Origin of the sequence: Sphingobium indicum BiD32 (assembly GCF_000382885.1) — a bacterium.
GTDB classification, from domain to species: domain Bacteria; phylum Pseudomonadota; class Alphaproteobacteria; order Sphingomonadales; family Sphingomonadaceae; genus Sphingobium; species Sphingobium japonicum_C.
Genome location: NZ_CAVK010000013.1, coordinates 13117 through 32523 on the forward strand (window position 1 = coordinate 13117; position 19407 = coordinate 32523).

The 19407-nt window shown below is 63.3% G+C and carries 20 protein-coding genes; 14 read left to right on the forward strand and 6 right to left on the reverse strand.

Translation table 11 applies throughout. The features are described from left to right. Positions 1 to 90: 90 nt before the first annotated feature. The 6 genes from EBBID32_RS01220 to EBBID32_RS01245 all read left to right on the forward strand — a co-directional run bounded on the left by EBBID32_RS01220 (position 91) and on the right by EBBID32_RS01245 (position 6427). A complete protein-coding gene (locus EBBID32_RS01220) occupies positions 91 to 2145 on the forward strand; it encodes a ParB/RepB/Spo0J family partition protein (RefSeq protein WP_006949349.1) in 2055 nt (684 codons plus the stop codon). 76 nt (positions 2146 to 2221) lie between these two features. Beyond that, a complete protein-coding gene (locus EBBID32_RS01225) occupies positions 2222 to 3886 on the forward strand; it encodes an ATP-binding protein (protein WP_006949351.1) in 1665 nt (554 codons plus the stop codon). After that, positions 3883 to 4794, forward strand: a complete 912-nt coding sequence (locus EBBID32_RS01230) for an ArdC family protein (RefSeq protein WP_006949354.1) — start codon at positions 3883 to 3885, stop codon at positions 4792 to 4794. Before EBBID32_RS01225 ends, EBBID32_RS01230 begins: the two co-directional genes overlap by 4 nt. Positions 4795 to 4897: 103 nt before the next feature. Further along, complete coding sequence (locus EBBID32_RS01235; RefSeq protein WP_006949361.1) at positions 4898 to 5554, forward strand: hypothetical protein; 657 nt, start codon at positions 4898 to 4900, stop codon at positions 5552 to 5554. A gap of 10 nt (positions 5555 to 5564) precedes the next feature. Continuing rightward, complete coding sequence (locus tag EBBID32_RS24725) at positions 5565 to 6170, forward strand: DUF6927 domain-containing protein (protein ID WP_006949362.1); 606 nt, start codon at positions 5565 to 5567, stop codon at positions 6168 to 6170. Between the two features lie 23 nt (positions 6171 to 6193). Continuing rightward, positions 6194 to 6427 (forward strand): hypothetical protein, encoded by a 234-nt coding sequence (locus EBBID32_RS01245; RefSeq protein ID WP_020997456.1) that lies wholly within the window; start codon positions 6194 to 6196, stop codon positions 6425 to 6427. Here the strand turns inward: EBBID32_RS01245 and EBBID32_RS01250 are convergent. After that, the gene (locus tag EBBID32_RS01250; protein ID WP_006949365.1) at positions 6421 to 6909 is read right to left on the reverse strand and encodes a hypothetical protein; all 489 of its coding nucleotides are present in this window, start codon (positions 6907 to 6909) and stop codon (positions 6421 to 6423) included. The two genes, EBBID32_RS01245 and EBBID32_RS01250, sit on opposite strands and share 7 nt — an antisense overlap. 108 nt (positions 6910 to 7017) lie before the next feature. Between EBBID32_RS01250 and EBBID32_RS01255 the strand changes: the two genes are divergently transcribed. Together EBBID32_RS01255 and EBBID32_RS01260 are read left to right on the forward strand one after the other, a co-directional pair. Continuing rightward, complete coding sequence (locus tag EBBID32_RS01255; RefSeq protein ID WP_006949366.1) at positions 7018 to 7425, forward strand: DUF3768 domain-containing protein; 408 nt, start codon at positions 7018 to 7020, stop codon at positions 7423 to 7425. A 19-nt stretch (positions 7426 to 7444) separates the two neighbouring features. Further along, complete coding sequence (locus EBBID32_RS01260) at positions 7445 to 7762, forward strand: hypothetical protein (RefSeq protein ID WP_231382072.1); 318 nt, start codon at positions 7445 to 7447, stop codon at positions 7760 to 7762. Between the two features lie 92 nt (positions 7763 to 7854). Here EBBID32_RS01260 and EBBID32_RS01265 read toward each other — a convergent pair whose 3' ends face one another. Both EBBID32_RS01265 and EBBID32_RS23920 read right to left on the reverse strand, forming a co-directional pair. Further along, complete coding sequence (locus tag EBBID32_RS01265; protein ID WP_006949368.1) at positions 7855 to 9186, reverse strand: DUF5623 domain-containing protein; 1332 nt, start codon at positions 9184 to 9186, stop codon at positions 7855 to 7857. Positions 9187 to 9572: 386 nt separating this feature from the next. After that, entirely contained in the window at positions 9573 to 10223 is a 651-nt protein-coding gene (locus EBBID32_RS23920; RefSeq protein ID WP_020997454.1) for a hypothetical protein, read from the reverse strand. A 310-nt stretch (positions 10224 to 10533) separates the two neighbouring features. On the opposite strand from EBBID32_RS23920, the gene EBBID32_RS01270 reads away from it, so the two are divergent. The 3 genes from EBBID32_RS01270 to EBBID32_RS01280 all read left to right on the forward strand — a co-directional run bounded on the left by EBBID32_RS01270 (position 10534) and on the right by EBBID32_RS01280 (position 12714). Beyond that, a complete protein-coding gene (locus tag EBBID32_RS01270; RefSeq protein WP_006949369.1) occupies positions 10534 to 11130 on the forward strand; it encodes a DUF6338 family protein in 597 nt (198 codons plus the stop codon). 232 nt (positions 11131 to 11362) lie between these two features. Next, a complete protein-coding gene (locus EBBID32_RS01275; protein ID WP_006949371.1) occupies positions 11363 to 11554 on the forward strand; it encodes a hypothetical protein in 192 nt (63 codons plus the stop codon). A gap of 44 nt (positions 11555 to 11598) precedes the next feature. Then, positions 11599 to 12714: a hypothetical protein gene (locus EBBID32_RS01280; RefSeq protein ID WP_006949372.1), complete on the forward strand. Its 1116-nt coding sequence runs from the start codon at positions 11599 to 11601 to the stop codon at positions 12712 to 12714. Between the two features lie 146 nt (positions 12715 to 12860). Here the strand turns inward: EBBID32_RS01280 and EBBID32_RS01285 are convergent, their stop codons facing one another. Next, a complete protein-coding gene (locus tag EBBID32_RS01285; protein WP_196805572.1) occupies positions 12861 to 16208 on the reverse strand; it encodes a DEAD/DEAH box helicase in 3348 nt (1115 codons plus the stop codon). A 130-nt stretch (positions 16209 to 16338) separates the two neighbouring features. Continuing rightward, the gene (locus EBBID32_RS01290) at positions 16339 to 17115 is read right to left on the reverse strand and encodes a Hachiman antiphage defense system protein HamA (RefSeq protein WP_020997453.1); all 777 of its coding nucleotides are present in this window, start codon (positions 17113 to 17115) and stop codon (positions 16339 to 16341) included. A 330-nt stretch (positions 17116 to 17445) separates the two neighbouring features. On the opposite strand from EBBID32_RS01290, the gene EBBID32_RS01295 reads away from it, so the two are divergent. Beyond that, entirely contained in the window at positions 17446 to 17964 is a 519-nt protein-coding gene (locus EBBID32_RS01295) for a DUF736 domain-containing protein (protein WP_006949378.1), read from the forward strand. Between the two features lie 161 nt (positions 17965 to 18125). Beyond that, positions 18126 to 18482, forward strand: a complete 357-nt coding sequence (locus EBBID32_RS01300; protein WP_006949380.1) for a hypothetical protein — start codon at positions 18126 to 18128, stop codon at positions 18480 to 18482. Between the two features lie 11 nt (positions 18483 to 18493). Here the strand turns inward: EBBID32_RS01300 and EBBID32_RS01305 are convergent, their stop codons facing one another. After that, positions 18494 to 18685 carry a DUF6771 family protein gene (locus EBBID32_RS01305; RefSeq protein WP_006949381.1) on the reverse strand — a complete coding sequence of 64 codons (192 nt, stop codon included), beginning with the start codon at positions 18683 to 18685 and terminating at the stop codon, positions 18494 to 18496. Positions 18686 to 18782: 97 nt separating this feature from the next. On the opposite strand from EBBID32_RS01305, the gene EBBID32_RS01310 reads away from it, so the two are divergent. Next, complete coding sequence (locus tag EBBID32_RS01310; protein ID WP_034161359.1) at positions 18783 to 19403, forward strand: SOS response-associated peptidase; 621 nt, start codon at positions 18783 to 18785, stop codon at positions 19401 to 19403. Positions 19404 to 19407: the final 4 nt, after the last annotated feature.

The window sequence follows — 19407 nt, forward strand, 5'->3', positions numbered from 1 at the left end:
CGTCCGGAGCGTCCTGAAACTGTGAGGGGAGGGGGGCTGGAAGAGGTGAGCCGAAGGGCTCGGCCAAATCCGGCTTTCAGGAGCACCCCCATGAACGACATCGAGTTGATCCCGCTCGGCAAGCTACGGCTGTCCGAAGCCAACGTCCGCAAGAACGACAGCAACCTCTTCATCGAAGAATTGGCTGCCAATATCGAGGCCAAGGGCCTCCTCCAGAACCTGATCGTTGTGCCCGCCAAGAAGCGCGGCATGTTCGACGTGACCGCAGGCGGCCGCCGCCTGCGCGCCCTCAACTTCCTTCTGACCGCCGGCAAGCTCCCCAAGGACCACCCCGTCGCCTGCCGGGTGCTCGACATCGATACCGCCGAGCAGTCCGAACTCTCGCTGATCGAGAACGTCATCCGGCTAGATATGACGCCGACCGACGAGATCCGCGCCTACAAGCACTTCGTCAACGAGGGCAGCGACCTCGACGCGATCGCCAAGCGGTTCGGCCGCACCCGCCGGTTCATCGAAGGCCGCCTGCGGCTTGCCGACCTTGCCGATCCGATCTTCGCCGCACTCGAGGAGGGCAAGATCACCCTCGATGTCGCCAAGGCCTATGCGACGACGCCCAACCATGATCGCCAGATGATGGTCTGGAGCGAATTGTCGAACTCATGGCAGGGCAACAACCCCGATTCAATCCGCCGCATGGTCACGCACAGCGCGATCCGCTCATCCTCGCCAATGGCGAAGCTGGCAACCGAAGCCGACTACCTGGCCGCTGGCGGCAAGATCGAGCGTGACCTCTTCACCGAAGATGGCGGCGAGACCTGGATCGATGCCGAGATCGCCCAGCGCATTGCCGGCGAGAAGCTCCAGGCCTTTGCGGCCGAGATTGCCGAAACCTCCGGCTATGCCTGGGTGCGCCCGATCCTTGAGACCCGCGTCACCTACAACGCGACCGAAGACCTCCACCAGGTCCATCTCGAACCGGCACCGCTCACCGACGAGGAACAAGTCGAGGCTGACAAGCTCCTCGAGACGATCTCGGCGCTGGAAGCTGAAAGCGAGACCCTCGACGAAGACGACGAGGCTGCCGCCGCCGAGTTCCAGACCCGCTGGGATGCCGCGAGCAGCGCCTACGACGCGCTCCACGACAAACCCCCGGTGATCCCCGAGGAGATGAAGGCGAATGTCGGCTGCTTCGTGATCATCGGCGCCGACGGCCAGCCCACGGTTGCCAGCGGCCTCTACAGCGACAAGCCGCTCGAACGCCGCAAGGCCCGCGGGGGCGACGCCGCCGAGGGTGCCAGCGGAACGGCAGGGGATGGCGGTAGCGCCTCGTCCGCGCCCAAGCCACTGTCGCAGAAGCTGGTCGAGGAGCTCGCGGTGCAGCGCCGCGACATTCTCGCGATCAACCTCGCCTCGAACCCGGCGATCGCACTCGACTACCTGATCTTCGCTATCGCGGACTCCCGCGCGCTCTACAGTGCGCAGGCGCTCGGAACGACGCTCCGCGCGCCGTCGCCCTCGATCTACCTCGCCAACTACCCCGAAAGCCCGGCGCATACGCTGATGGCTGACATGCGTGAGACGCTCGACCTGTCGTGGACCGAGCATCGCCGCACGGTCGACCGGTTCTCGGCGTTCAGCGCGCTCGACGACGATGCCAAGGCAAGCTGGCTCGCCTGGTGCATGGCAAAGACGCTGGAGGCGAGCATGGGGATCGACAAGAAGGCAGGGCAGTCCGGCCCCGAGCCGATCGATCTCCACGATCACCTTGCGGCGCTGATGGGGATCAACGTCGCCAGCCACTGGCGGCCGACCTCGGCCAATTACTTCGACCGCGTCAGCAAGCAGGCGCTGCTCGCCCATGTCAGCGAAGTCGGCGGCCCAACCATGGCGGCGAGCTTCATGGGCTCGAAGAAGGGCGACCTCTCGGCTTCCTGCGAGAAGCTGTTTGCCGGTGAGACCATCGTCGCCCCCGAGGTAAAGGAAGCCGCCCTCGCGTGGGTGCCAGAAGCCATGCGGTTCCGGGTGCTCGCGGCGAGCGAGCCCGATGACGAGGCGCCGGTCGAGCACGAACCCGAGAGCGATGCGGGCGACCTCGAACCTGCCGAAGAGCAGGACGCCGACGCCGGCGAGACCGTCGACGCCTGAGCCAGCCCTGCCGGCACGCTGCCCGCGCATCCCTTGCGCCCTGTGACAGCGTGCCGGCCCATCCAGGAACCACCTCATGACCATGATCACCAAGCTGCGCGCCCGGGTCTCTCCGCACGCGATCTCGAAGGTTACCCGGATCTTCAACGGGACCCTCGACGACATCTTCAACGAACTCTTCCAGAATGCCCGCCGCGCGGGTGCGACCAGCATCACCGTCACCGCGGAGCATCTGGCGGACGCCTGCCTCATCACGGTAGGCGACGACGGCGGCGGGATCGCCGATCCGGTCGACCTCCTCTCGCTCGGCCAATCCGACTGGTCCGACGAATGCCGCACCCGCGAGGACCCGGCGGGCATGGGCTTCTTCAGTCTGGCTGGCCTTGACACGGTGGTCAGTTCGCGAAGCGGGGGCGGTGCATTCTCGCTCGCGATTGCGGGGGATGCCTGGACCGGCGAGGCCGACATCGATGTGCTCCCGTGGGATGGAGCGCCCGGCACGACAATCGCCTTCCGGTTCGATCCGCAGCCTGACGGTAAGCTCGAACGCTGCGTCGAGGCGGCGGCGCGGTTCCTGTCGCTTGCCGTCAGCTACAACGGCAAGGACCTCGCCCGCGCCGATTTCCTCGCAGACGCGCACAAGGTCATCGAGCGGGAGGGGTTCCGGATCGGCGTGTTCCGCGACCGGTACTCGCCCCACATCGCGACACTCAACTTCCACGGGGTCACGTTGAAACAAGCCTTCCCGGTCGTGAAGGAAGTCCATCACACCCAGTGGTCGGTGCAGGTCGACGTGATCGACGCGCCCGATCTCGTCCTGGTGCTGCCCGCCCGCAAGGAAATCTACCGCAACGCCGCACTCGACCGGCTCGTGGCGCTCTGCCGCGAGGCGATTTTTTCGGTCATCCGCGAGGAACCGTTCCACCGCCTGAGCTTCGACAACTGGCTCGAGGCGAACCTCTACCACGACGACTTCCCGCAGGCGGCCCGGCAATTGCCGCTGTGGTACCCGACGCTCGCCCGCGACAGCTACCGCGAGGTGCCGCGGTTTGCCGACCTCGAACCGGGATCGGCGATCTATGACGACACTGACTCCTTCGACGCGGTCACTTTCGGGCGGGCATTGCGGCGCTCGAACGGCGGCGAGATGCACCGCCTCGGCGGCCCCGAACCGCGCGCGTTCTACGAACCGATCACCAACTTCATCGGCTATCCCTGGTACGATGCCCTCCCGGCCTTCGTGCGGACCGGCGAGCGCTACACCTTCGATGGCGGCATACCCGCGGGCGAAGCCGAAGCTGTCACCCTGCGCCCCGACGCGATCACCATCGAACTCACCGATCAGCACGACCGGCGGCTCGATCTCGAGACCGACTTCGCGATCCTGGAAGATGCCGACTCCTGGGGCGACCCCGACTGCGCGCGCATTGCACTGACCCGGACCACCGCGCTAGGGCCCGATGATCTCACCGACCTCATCATCGATGCGGTGTTCTCGCCTTCGGACGATTCCGATGCGGACAGCTACGACACCCAGGAGACCCGATTCCGCCACGATGCGGCGGTGCGTGCCCATGCCATCCTCGAGGGCGAGGATGCCGCGATCCTCGCTGGCATCCGCATGGCTTTCGCTGACCGGGTCGCCTGGCGCATCCCGCATGGGCGCACGCTGCGCCTTTCCTGGTCGAGCGCCGCCTCCGACCTCTCGCCCGATCCTGTGCCGGAGGGCCCGGCCCAATGACCCGTCACCCCAAACCCGACGTCGCGCAGGTCATCACCGACCTGATCCTCGAGAAGATCGCCGCGGGCACCGCTCCCTGGCTCAAGCCCTGGACCTCGACCAGCACGCGGCCGCTCCGCCACAACGGGGTTCCCTATTCGGGGATAAACACGTTCTTTCTTTGGGCGGTCGCCGAGAGCCGGGGCTACGCCAGCCCTTACTGGATGACCTTCCGCCAGGCGCTCGAACACGGCGCCCATGTCCGCAAGGGCGAGAGCGGCTCGTTCAGCGTGTTCTACTCCTCGGCGCGCAAGACCGACACCGATCACCAAACCGGTGAGACGACCGAGAAGACCATCCGGTTCATGAAGTGGAACCACGTCTTCAACGCTTCGCAGATCGAGGGCCTGCCGGCGCACTACTACCCCGAGCCGCCCGATCCCAAGGCGATCGGCGAGCTCTCGGCCGGGGTGCAGGCCTTTCTCGACGCGATCCCGGTCCGCGTCGTCCACGGCGGCGACAGCGCGCATTACACGCCGAGCACCGACACGGTGACCTTGCCGTCGCCAAACGCATTCCATTCGATCGAGGCTTACTTCTCGACCCGGTGCCACGAGCTCGGCCACGCCACGGGGTCGGCCAAACGGCTCAACCGCCAGTTCGGCAAGCGCTTCGGGGACGATGCCTATGCCTTCGAAGAAATCGTCGCGTCGCTGTGCCAAGCCACCCTTTGCGCCGAATACGGCCTCCCCAACGAACTCCACGACAGCCACGCCTCCTACATCCACCACTGGATGAAGATCCTGCGCGGCGACAAGACCGCCATCCTCCATGCGGCGGCCAAGGCCGAGCAGGCGGTGAAGTGGCTGCGCCAGTTTGATCCGGCGCTCGGTTCGCCCCTGCCGGACGAACTCAAGGAGGCAGCCTGACGGCGTCCGGAAAGCGGAGGCACTGCGGCCGCTCGCAGAGCGAGCGGGAAGGGGAGGGGGTGGGAGCCCGATGCGCCAGGGGGCGCAAAGGGAGACTTCACCGATGAACTACGATCTCGATTTCCGCTATCGCCGTGCCCTGCAGCCCGACGCACTCGCGACCATTGCCACCGCCACCCAGGCCGTCGTCGATGCGATGCAGGACGCGCGCAACGCCGGGATCGACCCGGCCCGCGATCCCGCGACGATCCTGCTCGCGCGTCACGTCGGCCGCATCGCGCTCGGCCACGCGCCCGATGAAACCTTCGCGGAAGACCTGCCGCTGCGCCGGCAGTGCCTCGCCAAGATCGACGAGCTGAAGTCCAAGCCCGCGCTTGTCGCGCTGGCCCGCCGCGGCATCGGCTACGACCCCGAGGCCAAGCGCGCCTTCCACCGCGAGGCGCGTTCGGCGCTGCGGGTGGCGGCGCGCCATCTGGGACTCGAACCTGACCAGTACGATCTGCGCAGCAACTTTGCGGGGCCTGCGATCTCGGGCGAGATCACGCTCCACGGTGACGAAATCTATGTCCAGGTCTCGATCCCCTGCATCCGTCCGGGCCGCGAGGTCATGTTCCGCCGCTGCAAGGGGCGCCAGGACTACCTCGGCGATCGCAACCACTTCTGCGACATCGCCGTCCTTGCCGCACCGCCCAGCTTCCGCGCGCTCGTCGTTCGCGAGACCGGCCTTTCGATAAATCCGCGCCAGCAGGCGCTCGTCTAGGAGACCCCATATGGGTTGGCTGTTCATGTCACGCGGCGGCATGGCCCCGTTCGCCACGCCGAAGGCTTATCTCGACAACCAGTGCACCTATCCGCCCGACCCCGACAAGGGCCGGGCAACGGGGCTGCGTGTCCTCAAATCCACCGTGCGTTCGGGGGCCTACTACGCCGCCTGCCAGAGCTACGATGTCGAAGGCCCGCGCGAGACATTCGCGATCATCTGCCTTGTCAAATGGAGCCCCGGCGCGCGCAGCGGCGAAGAGTTTGGATACAAGGATCTCACTGAAACGATGGGGCCCTACAATTACGACTGCCCCGCCGCGATCCTCGATCTGCTTGGGCCACCCGGCAACGAATATGCCGCGCAGTGGCGTGAGCACTGCCGCCAGCGCCTTGCCCTGACCACGCGCCGCAAGCCGGCGCCCGGCGAAATGCTGGTGCTGGCCGAGCCGCTGACATTCACCGACGGGCAGAGCGAACGCAGCTTCCGCGTCGTCCAGTCGGGCCGCAAGACTACCTTACGCCGGGTTAGCGACGGGGTCGGGGTGAAGATCAGCAAGCTGATGAGCCGGGCGTGGACGATCGTGCCGCCGCCCGTGGCCCCGTCAGCCTCGTGACCGGCACCCAAGCGAGTAGCGCCATGACCGATCCCACCCCACCACAGCGCTCGTCCAAGCGGGCGCGCCTGTGCAGCATCGAGAATGCCAACCGGATCGCCACCCGGGTTGCCGAGCACGTCCAGGGCGACACCGCCGTGGTCAAGACCGGCAATCCGCTGCAGCCCTTCCGCGTGGTGCTGGCGAGCAAGGCGGCGCCGTGGCGCACCGTCTCGCGGGTCGTCACCTGCAACGATGACGAGCCGGATGATCAGTAGGGACCTGGCCCGCGCTCGACGAACCACGATTGCCCGAGCTCGAAATCCGGGCTGGCCGATACGACCGGGCCATCGGGCGCTTCGCTGACATAGGGTGAAACGAGATCCTTGCGCCGCACCCGCATGCGGCTGAGCCAGGCCGCAGTGCGGCCGCGCGCCTTGAGCATCGTCAGCAGCCAATCCATCGCCGCGGCCATCTCGACCACGCCGCGCCCGGCAAGGCAATAATAGATCGCCCGCTGGAAATCGTCGCACTGGGTGCTGAGTATACCGGCGAGCTTTGCCCGCCCACCGGGGGCATTCTCATGCACCAACGACACTGCCTCGCGCAGTTCGCGGACCGACAGGTAGGCGTCGTCCACCCCGACCCCGATGCACAGCGCCGCGATCGCCCGGCGCACCGGCGGCAGGTTCTCCTCGCACGAGGCATCGCGCAGGCCGATGTCGAGATCGAAATGGTCGAGGTGGCTGGGAGCGGGCATGGCGTGATCCTTTCCAAAAGAACGTAGCGTGAACACTCAAACCCCGTCAACCGGACAGCGGAGGGGAGGGGGCACTCGGCGGGGGATCAATCTTGAAAGGAAGAACCCATGACCCAGCTTGCTCAACTGACGTCCGCCGCCGTTGACCACACTTCCGAGATCGCCCGGCTCAACGACGCTGCCCGTGCAGGTTCACTGCCAACTTCGCGCACTGTGTTCACCCGGGCACTGGCCGACATCCTTGCTGGCGACGCCGAGCACCCCGGCGCCCGCCAGGCCAATCTGATGCTGGGGCAGGCCGCGCTTCGCAGGCTTATCAATGAAACACCGATCGATCCGGGCAATGACCCTCACGGTGAGCGCGACTTTGGTGCCGTCGAGTTCCAGGGGCACAAAATCTTCTGGAAGATCGATGTGTATGCCAACGACGGGACGTTCTCCTGGGGGTCGGAGACGCCGTGGGATGCGCAGCAAAGCTTCCGCGTGGTCACGATCATGCTGGCGAGCGACTGGTGAGCCGATGAGCCGGTATTCGTTGAAACCGCTGCCGGAGTACTCGGACATTTTCGAGGTAGCCGTTGGCTGGGATCCGGGGCTTGATACTTATTTCGTGCAGGTGTTCGGAACGCCCGATGCATCCTCCGAGCCTGACGTCCGGCTGTGGCAAGGCACAAGCTTGCGGGAGATTGTGGAGGTTCAAGCGTTGCTGGCGATTGCAGGGAACTATGCGGAAATCTCTGGCGAAGTTTCCGCAATCCTTGAATGGGATCGCGGAAACTGCCCGCATGATCCAATGCGACCAATCGGACGGATTGTTGCCGAAATATTGGGTCATCAGACGCTTCGACAATAGTCGCCAACATTTCCGCCGATCGCCTTGACGCGGGAGCCCGGAAAAACCTAGCTCCAAAGTGAGCTAGGAGTTACCTATCAACAGACCTCCGTTCACCCGCCGTAATGGTCTTCCCCGCAATCGCGTTGTTGAGACCTGACCATGAATTTCACCGAGGTGTCGATCCGACCGGTCAATCTGCGCAATGGCGCGCAGTCGGGATAAGCCTCTGTAAGCTTTCTGCGAAGCTGCCCGAGCAGGTCGATCACGCCGACGCTGGTCGCGGCAACGGCGACAAACGGATCGTTTTCATTGATCTCGTGGTAATAGACGTCAAAGAAATCTCCATCGGACAGTTCCTCTCGCTCGATTTCCTTGCCGAGCCAGTCCTCCAACGTGCAGCGCAGAGTCTCAAGCCGCTCCTTGACCGACCAAGGCCGTGCGCCAGACCGCAGTAGTGCCTTGATCATACGGCCTGCCTCTTGGTGCCCGGGGATGCCTAGAGCCCCGATAGGCTTCCGGCGGCTGCTCCACATCGAACTGTAAGGTTCCGTCGTCTTCGATGGCACCTGATAGGTCGTGCCCTTCGCCCGCGCCCGCCGGTGGTCCTGTGGCGTGACTGCCATTGGCGAAATGAAAGTCTCGTGGCCGGTGACGGACACGCCAGGCCAGTGTTCGGCGGTGACTGGCGGGGCGAGCCCGTCAATCTGATGCATCAGGGCGCCGAAGTCGAAAGCGTCGTCCTTCGCAGCCGCAACGAATAGCGGACACGCGCCGGGACTGTAAATGCCAGGCCAGGTCGACGCCTGCAGATGCCAGCCGTTGCGCGACGCCCAGGCCGCACGATCGTCGCTGACGACGGCGGCGGCATAGGGTTCGTCAAGCATGATGTAGCGTCCGGTCCGCGGATCATTCCAGTCGGTGCTGTGGTCGCGCTTTGGCAAGCGCTCGTCGAGCGCTACCGTGGCTTTGCGAGCGTGGCGATACTCACTCGGCTCGAGTCCGGTCGCCTCCATGAAGCGCAGCGCGCGTACCGCCTTGCATAGTTCCCCGCGTGCGAAGCTCTGATGCTCGGTGATTGAATCAGACAGGAGATGATCGGGCGCGGCCAACCGCAATCTCGACAACGTGCGCTCCAGCTTCAGTCCGCGCTTGCTGCAGATTTCCAGCAGGGGTCGCGATAGTCGGATCTCGATTGTCTCACGGCCCGAGCGGTAGGGCTTACGTTCATACCAATAGTAGGTGAGGAACAACCGGTGACCGTTGGCCGCAGAATTGTCGTTGCTATAGAGGACGCGTCGCGCGTGCGCGAAGTTCTCGAACCCAGCCTTTTTCGAGGCAAGGTCGAGGGCCTCGCCATGGGTGATCCCAGACGCCTTCTTCGCCTGATTGGCCAGTCGCTTAATGCCAATGATTGTCGACGGACGGATTGCTTCCTTCAACATGGTTGTTCTCCATGCTCGCAATGAAGCGTCACCTGCCGACCACCTCGCAAGCCTGAACAACATGGTTGAACGAAGCAGCGGAAAGTACAGGGTAGTGCTGTCGGACAGCTTTGGAATGGCAGGTGCCGTGCTCCTACCGGGAGCCTACGCAATCTATGTCGAGGTCAAGCCGAGGTCAAGGGGCCGGCAGATGCACGGGAACTCTAGTGCGTGCCCTCTCAAAGATCTACCATAAGTGGCGGACGGTTCGCGGACCGATCTCGAAGCTTTCCGCTAGTACCTGCCGTACATTTACACGGTGGATTATGGATGAAACCGAGCACGTTGCGGTCAGTCTGCTTTTGGGTGCCGAAGGCGACATAGCTGCTGTTTGCTTTGCGGCTCCATCACGCCGCCAATGCGGATTGTACGTTTCCGGGAAAGAGTCTTAGGGCAAACGAATTGGCAATTTGTCGAGCGCTCGATTCAGACAGACCGGTCACGCTCCCGACCAAAGCGCTGCCTTCAAAAAAACTCTTGGGCTCAACGCCGGCAGCAATCAGCTGATAAGTTCGAAATAAAATCGTTCCAATATCACCATCGGCAGCTTGCCTGACCATTTGATCATACTCAGAATCCAAACTGATATGGTCCCAATGCACCGTGCAATACGTTTTTGCCCTGGATATATGTAGAAATGGAATCTTGCGCCGTTGGCACTCATAAAACCATGCATCTCGACCGGCGGAGTCTCGCTTGTCGAATAATCCCCAAGCTGGGTCTGGCCACTTGATCCCATTGAAAATGAATCGAAAATGTTCAGACGAGGTTCTGTCGTAACCCAAGTGGGCTGCGCGATCCTCGAAGGCATCGAAATTTGCATCGTAGACCGTCGCGTCTGACCAATGATTGGAGGCCGTCAAGTAAGCTAAATTGGATCGAAATCCGATTAGCGCGGCAATCGCTTCCGTGGCGTGTGCGGAGCGCATATCAAAATCACCCATAAGGACGGTCTTGAGCAAACGAATATTTGCAGATGTTGGCAACAGGATAGCCATGCGAACTCCAAGGGGTCACATCGGTCGCCATTTAATCGAGCTGACCACTGGTTTCGCGGGCAGACTGAAGAGTTAATCAAAACCTATTTAGCTTGGCGACAGGCATGGAGGTAAAGCCGTCCAGCAAGGCTGGACCTACACCCAGCCACTGTCAACCATTGTTCTGCATCTGTCCTAACCATTGCTGCGCATGCGTCCGGCCGGACTCCGTCGTCGGATCATGTGTCGGACAAAAGATGTGGGGAAGCCAACCTCTCAGCTTGTCCGGGAAGCACGCAACAGGTAGACGGGAACATAAGGAGATCATTCCTTGGGCGAATTGCTAAAACCCGAAGTGTTGGTGCTGTTTCTGGTCTTTACAGTACCAGGTGTGATCGCGCTTTATTTCCGCAGCCAATTCCTCGCCGGTCGGTTGCCGCCAGTTTCCGAAGGGGCACTTGCATACATCACGTTGTCGCTGGCCTACCACGCCATGGCCTTTCCTCTGGCCGAGGGCCTCTATACGTCGGGACGCATAGACGGCACCTATGGCCTTAGCTGGTTTGGTCTGCTCTTTGTGGCTCCCGCAGCACTAGGTGTGACACTCGGCCTCAATGCCCGCAAAGGCTGGAGCAAGGCCCTTCTCTCGCGCATTGGCATCAACACCGTCCATCCGGTCCGTTCCGCTTGGGACTGGCGCTTCTCCGCCTGCGAAGAATGCTGGATCATTGTCACCCTGAAGGACGAGACCAGGTTTTACGGTTATCTAGGTACGGGCTCATTTGCCTCGTCCGATCTGGCCGAGCGCGACTTGTTCGTCGAGTATGTCTTCGATTTCCCCGGAGAAGGCGAGCCTTGGACACCCCGTGGATCCAGCGTTTGGCTGGCCCATGGCGAGATCCGCTCGATTGAATACCTACCGCGTTGAAGGAGGCGCTCAATGTCCAGTGAACGCATGACGACCAATTGCCCGGCCGGAGCGGGTAACTTCGGGTACCAGCCAACCGAGACGCGCGGTCATCAGCCAGTTGCCGCAAGACCCCGTTCGTCTGGAGCAGAAGGCCCCACCGCAGCAGCCAGTTCGAGTGGACCTCCGGTCAATCCTCCCACGCAGGGCACCAGCGCCCGCAAGTAATTCCCCCGGCACAAAGGCAAAAGACATGAGCACCAAGGACGGAAACAGCGGGCGGACCATGGCGAACGACGGCTACCAGCCGCTCGGCAAAGGCTACCAGCCCATGGCAGTGACGCCGACAAATACAGCGCAGAACGGCCACCAACCGACCACAGGCCAAAGCGGCAATGGACCTCCCGCCAATCCCCCGACCCAGGGCGGCAGCGGCAAGAAGTAGGAGCGGGCCGGCACGACAGGCCAGCTTCGCCCGATTACCTTGCAATGACCATTGTCCGTCCCGTCATCATCGCGCCTGACAGCGCGCATTGGTCCCGCTGGATCGATGCGACGCTTCGTCCCCTTCACAGGGACCACGTGGCGGCTGCCACGCTTTACGACCGCCTGATCGCCGCTGGCCGCATTCCGCTCCTGACCTTCCACCACCTCGAGGAACTTCTCGCGATCGAGGATAGTGAATGGGCTATGCGCCGGATCGGGTTTATCCAGTCGCTGCCGTTGATCGGGTTCGTCCGCTACCCCGATAGCAGTCTGCAGACTGGGACGATCGTTGACATCTTGGCTGCGGAACTTGAAGCCGCTCTTCACGGAGCCGATGCAATGGCTGAGGTTCGCGAGGCCGCGCGAGGCCTGCTTGTCCGGACTGGAAGCGGCACCGATGTGATCGGCACCGAGATGTGGATCTGGCAGGTCGTCCGCGCGGAATGCCGTCGCCGCAACCGCAGTTCCCGTTCGATCGCTGCCATTCGCCGCATGGGCCTGTTCGACGACAGGCGCTCTGTCGGCGACATCGTGAAAGGCTCGATCCGCCCGCCCAGCGAGCGCCAGTCCCGCCTCGCCCGGATGTCCGGCGAAGTGACCGATCATGTCCGGGCCCGGGGTGATGTCCGGATCGAAGACCCCGCTGGAGTGGCGAACTGGTTCATGTCAGAAGTGGGCGAGGTCGATCTGCCGCCTGACATAGACGTGAGGGGCCTTTTGGAGTGGGCGCTCACCGGGCAGGGCCTCGACCGCGAGGAGATCCGCGACGATGCTCTGCTCGCCGACCTCAACCGCTTGGCCATCTATCGGACGCGCCTCAGGATTATAGCCGATCACCTTGGAGTACCCTATGTGCGGCTGAAGGCCATTGACCCGGCTATCCTGCCCAGCCTCTGGGTCCAGCACGGGCTCGAACGCCATGGCCAGGATCGGCAACGCCGGCCGGGAAGCGATCTTGCCGACGAGTGCCTTGCTGCCCTTGCCCCTTATGTCGACGAGTTGTTTGTCGATCGGCGTACGCGGGAGGATTTCAGGCGCCTGGGGCGGGCAGACAAAAGCCTCGTCAACCGGATCGGAACGGTCAGGAGCGCGGGCCAATTTACTGAGTTGCTCTCTTAGTCCGCTGCACTTTCGCCAGCGCCTCGTTGTGTGCGGTTTACGCAGAAACACACTGCTCTACGCCGTCAGACTGATCGCGAGGCCCTGTGTGATGAGTCGCTATTGCCCCTCCCTCGGCGCGTACTTGACGGTCGTAGCCCCATCAATCACCTGCACAATAAATCACCAGGACCGAGATATCGGACATCGACGGTATCGCCGAGCCAACCGACACTTGCCAGTGCCAAGCCCAGCCGTTCCGAGTTGAGCGGTTTGTCGAGACGCCCGAGGCGCGTGAAGTCCGCCGCATAGACAAGGGTTTCGCCACCTCCGTCGACGAAGCGCAGCGCTGTTCCAACTGGCGGGCCGAATTTATCCCATTTGACATCGATCTCATGGCTTGTCGACGCCCAGGTCCGCCGTCGTTCGGGCGCCATGTTCTCGATGAACTGAAGCCAGAGCCCATGCGATGCCGTCGTCGGCCAATCGGGATTGTCGCACCCACCGGCGACGGCGTCTTCGCGTAACCAAGCACGCAATTCCGACATGGTGGTAAAATCCGCCTGTGTCTGCGAAACCGCACTGATCGCCGCCAAGCGCGAGCTAAATCCCGCATGCATCAGCATGACCGCCGAGACGTTGAGCGAGCCAGTCTCGACGGCGCCCACCGCCACGCCGAGCTCAATATCCTCCATCGAGAGCCCGCCTTCGAGCACATCGCCGTGCGCTAGGCCGCGCACCCGAACGGCTTCCATCGCCCAAGGTAATTTATAGACCAGCGCCTGCTCGACGAATTTCAGGACCTCATCTTCCCTGCCGGCAGCAAGAGGCGCGAGCGCGCGACCTTCGAGCCACGCCTTCAGGACGGTTGGCCAGTCATCGGGCAGGTCGTCGGGGACGAAAGGAGCAATAGCGAAGACCTTTTTGGCGAACGCAGTCAATGCGGCGATCGCTTCGTCCGCATCATCGACGAGAATGGCACCATTGGCCCGGACCAGAAGCTCGTTCAGTTCGGCGGCATCAGCGTCGAGCGCTTCGCCGGTCGCAAGGCCGACGCCGGCAAGGAAATAGCCGCGACGCTGCGTGGCCGTCGTCCGGCCCCAGATGAATTTCGCGCGCGCGACCAGCCCGGTCTTGAGCAACTGCTGGACAGCAGCTTTGCGGTGCTGAAGGCGCCGCGTCCACAGTGACGACGTCAGCACGTCATCGAGCATCGCCTCGATCTGATCGTCCGGCACTTCCTGCTCGCCGAGCATGCTGAGCAGCGCCGTGTCGAGTGTGGTGAGATACCCCGACCAGCGCCCGCGTTCCTGTTCGTTCACATCGCTGCTTTCGGTCGGCAGCACCGGGAACTCCCATGCGGTCATGCCGGCAAGATATTCCAGGACCGTCGCCATCGACTTGGCCTTGGTCTTGCGGACGATCCGGCCCATCAAAGAGAGCAGCAGCCTCAACAGGCCACTCTCCATTTCCTTGCCCTTGGCGCTATCGACCATCCCCTTCCACTCGGCACGGCGACTGGTGAGCCGGTCGAACATTGGCATAATCACCAAGCCCTCGACATCGACATAGGCGCGGCCGGCACGCCCGACGACGTTGCGGAATTCTGCGATGTCGATCGGCTCACTTCCGCGTTTGAGGCCGTGGAAGATCAACGTCGTGGCCGACAGGTTCAGCCCCTGCGCGAGCGTCGGCGACGACACCGTCACCCGCAGAACGCCATCGCGGAGCAAGCGCTCGACTTCCTTGCGATAGGGCGTGGGGAGCGCGCCATGATGGATCGCGACGCCGAGGCGCAGACATGCCAGCACCGGACTATCAACGCCAAGCCACTCAGTGCCGATTGCGATCGCATTGTCCAGTACGGTCGGGTCGTGATCGAGCACCGGCACGATAGATCCGCGTTTGGCTAGGTCGACGATGGCTTTGGCGAATGGCTCAACCGATCGGCGTTGCGGACAGAAGATCAGCACCGAGTGCCGGTCTGCGACCAACGCCCAGGCAGTCGCGATGCACAGTTCGCGCTGATCACACGGGAAGAAGCGCGTCTTGCGACCCTTGGGCAGGCTGGCTGTCAGGAACCGCGGCACGTACGGTTTCTCTGCACCGACCGAGATTTCGAGCTTCGCGTGATCGCCACGCCATTCGACCTCGCCGTAGCGCAGGCGCGTTGGTCGCCAGTCCATCTTGATTAGTCCGTCGTCCTGGTCGCCGGTCAGCCACGCCGTGAAATCCTGCAACTGATCGCCATCGGGAAGGATGGCCGAAAGACAGACGATGCGCCGGGTCTTGGCGTCGCTGCGTCGCAAGAGGCGCTGGATCTGAACCTCATAGCGGACTTCGCGCTCGGTCAGTCCAATCATATGGCCTTCGTCGAGGACGACGAGGCCTACACTATCGAGCAGGTCAGGGTCGTTACGGAGGGCGAAATCGAGCTTCTCTGGCGTGGCGACGATGATGTCGCTTTCACGCAGGAAATCCTCGTCCACTTCGCTGACGCCGATCGCGCCATAGAGACTTGAGACCGTTTTTCCGAGCGGCTGGAAGGTACGCTGAAGCGTCACTTCGGTTTGCGCAGAGAGCGCGCGCAGCGGGGTCACGAACACGACGCGGCGCCCCGCAGCGAGACAGGCCAGGATGCAAAGCTCTGCGACGCGCGTCTTGCCCGCGCTCGTCGGCAACGAGATGACCATATTGTCGTTGAGATCCAGCGCCCGGGTCGCAGCATCGATCTGGGAAGGCCACAGGTCGATCTCGGAGCGACCGCGACGCAAGAGTGACGCGATGAACAATTCGCGGTAGGCGGCCCAATCGACGGCTGTACCGTCGTCCGGAGCCTTGGGGAGGCGGACGTGGAAGCTCGACGACCACAAATCGTCGAGCAGGTGGATCGTGAGCCGGTGGCACCACCAGCTCGGCACGATGTTGAGTTCGGCCGCAGAAGACAGGCCGGTCTTCAGGCGTTCGATCGCGGAGCCGATTAGCGCTTCGTCTCCCCGCTCGAACGCAAGCAGTGCGATGGCGAGCGCTGCCGTGAAATTGTCGGAAAGCGCCCGATCGACAACCTGCAGGAGCGGTTCGTGTACCGACTCGTCTTCACTGTCGTCCAAAGCTGGCGCGTCACCTGCGACTTCTCCCGCGAGGTGCGCGATCATCGCATCCTCCAACGCGTTGTCACGCTCCTCGCGAATCAGCGTTTCGAGCGTCATCAGGTCCCGCAGCATGAGGAGCGCGACCGCGCGTTCCGGCACGCTGAGATTGGCCTCGTTCAACCCCTCGTGCAGTAATGAGAAGGCCCGTGCGGCATAGCGGGCAAGATGATAGCAGGCACCTGCCATCAGCCGGTGGAAATCCCGGTCATTCGTGATGCGGCCACGCGCTGTCGCCGCCTCAATCGCCGATGCGGCATGTTCGAAGGCACTTCGCGCGGCACTAGACTCGGCCTGCTGATCGAGCAGCCGCAACCCCTGGTTCATCAGCGAATAGGCGTAACTCAGGAGATCATAGGTCAGCATGGTCGAGAATTGCGGCGCTTCAGGCGGCACCACGCCGTCGCGCCACACCATCGCCCGCGCCTGTCCCTTCGCGAGCAAATCGTCACGGAACCCGGCGGCCGTCGCCTGTGCGATCAACTGGGCGATTGCTTCAGGGCTTGTTGCCATCGGCGATCACCTTCTCGAAGACCTGTTTGATGAACGCCTGATGGGTCGATACCCGCAGGCCGACCGCAAACTGTGGGATCTTGCCGCTGTAGGCGTTAAGATTGGCGGTGAGCAGTTTGCTCGGATTGTTGCCGGTGAACATGAACATCAGGTGCGACAGCTGATTGATTTCGATCCGGGCCTTGATCTGAAACTGGTCGATTACCTCGGCCAGCGCGGTTTCGCCCGTTTCGAACAATCGATCCGCAACGAACGCGAGCGCGTGCGGCGTCGGCCTCCCATTGCTGGAAGCAAGCGCCGTCCTTGCTTCATCGACCGTCTTCTTGCCAAGCGCTGCGCGGCTTTTGACCTCGCCCTTCAGAAATTTGACCGTGACCCCAGGATCGAGCCTGATACCCAATATATCGTCACCCCGCATCGCCATCTCGCGGTGGTCCGACCACCGCAACTTGAAGACGCCGACCGAATAGCCGGTGAATTCCGACACATAGCTGGCAGCAAGAATCTCCCCCAGATCGCCCGACCGTGATTTTGCACCCTGCGGCAACTTGGTTTGGATATAGTCTGCCACCGCCGACTTCCCGAGCCGCCGCAGGATGTCGCCAATGCGATCGGGTGCGGCATAATGCCCGGGAACGACAGCAGCCACCGATGCGACACCCGTGCTCACGAGGGCCGCCGCGTCAGCCTCAAGATAGACGAGGCTGTGCGTTTTGACCTTTGTGACGGTCTCGCCGCACCAAGATTTGATGTTTGCCACTTGGCACGTCCCCCTTTCTGACGGCCCTATCACAGCAAGATGCGCGACTGCATCATTTAAGCGAATGGTATCGTGGAAGATTTCATCGACCTATCAGGTCTACCCGTGTGGCACCTTGGCGGCCTTTTCCCTTGCCGGTCTGTCTCCCAAGTTTGGTGGTTCTGTTAGGCAATGAGCTGACCCGTCGAAATAATTTGCGGTTTGGAAGATCTAGCTCCCCCTGCGGGCAAAGCCCGCAGCTTCGGCCTGACGGCCGGGAGGGAAGGGGGGTGGGAAGAGAGTGATCGAACAAGGGGTTCGGTCGCAATCGATCCACCTAGGAGAACGTCCATGAACATCGGTGAAATCCGCAAGAACGCCAACGGCCAGCTGATCGGCTCTGTCGAAACGCTCACCATCACCCGCACCATCGGCCTGCGGCCGGTGACCTCCAGCAACCCGCGCGCCCCTCGCTACGAGATCGTCGCGCTCAACGACCAGCGCCGCTGGGTGATCGTCGGCGCGCTCTTCGAGCTCTCCTCGAACTCGACCGGCGAGAGCTTCTACCAGGGCAAGATCGACGATCCGTCGATGGTGCAGCCGCTCTACATCGCCGCGTTCCCGCGCGAGGATGGCACCATGGCGATCGCCTGGCAGCGTCCGCGCCGCCGTGACAACCGCCTCGGCACCGCCGAATACGGCGAGAGCGACATGTTCCCGGCCGACGATGCCGGCGGCGATCGCCGCGAGGAACAGGCCGGTGACGGCCTGGGCGAAAGCACCGCGACCCCGCCCGTCAAGCGCGGACGGGCGGGTGCCAAGGACGGCGCCGAACACGATGGCGCACTGCCGCCGCTCGTCGACGCCTGATCGGCAAGCCCAACTCCAACCGGCGGGGGCCCCAAGCGGGTCCCCGTCCCCGTGCAAAGGCCGCGGATGAGCCCCCCGCGCGGCCTGAGGCGGAACGCCGGCACTGCCCCCCGCCCGGCGTTCCGCCTCTTCATTTGCATGGGGATATCCGGAGAACCAAAATGCTCACCGACAGTGAACGCTTCGCATTCACCGCCCGGCGCCACCACGCCTTTGCCAGCACCGGCAATGCCTACGACGCGGTCCAGTGCGACGAGGCCATCAGTACCGGAGACACGCTGGTCGTGCTTGCCGAGGAGGTGGTCGGCGTCGCCATGACCTGGCCGTTTGCCGTGACGCAGGCGCACGGGAATCTCCATGCCCTGTCCGCGCCGCGTGAAGGTGAGACGCTCGCGTATCTCGCCCGCTCGCTCCACGTCAGCGCTGCCGACTTCGAACACGCCGCCGAGATCGCCAGGCGTTTCGGATTTACGCTCGATCCGCAGATCGAGGCGCTGCTGGCCCGCCCCGCGGGCTGAGCAAGCGCGCTTCAGAGCGGCAGGGTGGACTGCTCCAGTGACGGCGTAATGACCGGCGCGTCGACCGCATCGGCAATCACGCGCGCGAGTTCGAGCGCGGCATCCTCGCGCAGGCACGAGCTTGGGGCCGTGATCCCGACCCGCGCCCAGCCCGGGGCGTCCAGGATCGCATGAGCGACAGCAGACGTATCGATTCGTTCCATGCCGTCAAAAGAACATAGAGGGAACGATTTTGCAAGATGGCGGGCGCTGCTGCTCGTGCTGATTGACAGGGCAGGGCGGTCCGCCGAGCATCGGGGCATGTGCAATTTGTACCGCATGACCAAGGCCCCTGCAGAAATCGCCCGTCTGTTCGGTGCGCGCAGCGCCGCGGGCGCGAACTTCGCCGCCGAGGTCTATCCGGGCTATCCCGGCCTCGTCGTTGCCGAGGGCGAGACGCGGGTCATGACCTGGGGATTCCCGCTGATCCTGAAGGGCAAGAACGGTCAGCCGCTGAGGCCCAAGCCCGTCAACAACGCGCGCGAGGACAAGCTCGGCACTGCATTTTGGCGCCCAAGCTTCGAGCGCCGCCGCTGCCTGATCCCGGTCAGCGCCTGGGCCGAGGCTGAGGGCATCAAGGGGCAGATGACCCGGACCTGGTACTCGCTGGCGGGCGAAGAGGTCTTTGCCGTCGCCGGGCTGTGGCGCCCGACCGAGGAGTGGGGCGCGGCCTATTCGATGGTCATGGTCGATGGCTGCCCGCAAATGACGGACGTACACGACCGCATGCCCGTCGTCCTCGCCCGAGAAAGCTGGGAGCAATGGCTCGCGGGCACGCCCGCTGAAGCCTTCGCGCTGTGCCAGACCTGTTCCAGTGAACTCGCAGTCGATCGCAGCACCGAGCGCTGGGGTGCTGGAAGGCCCGCGGCGACGTCACAGTGAGGGG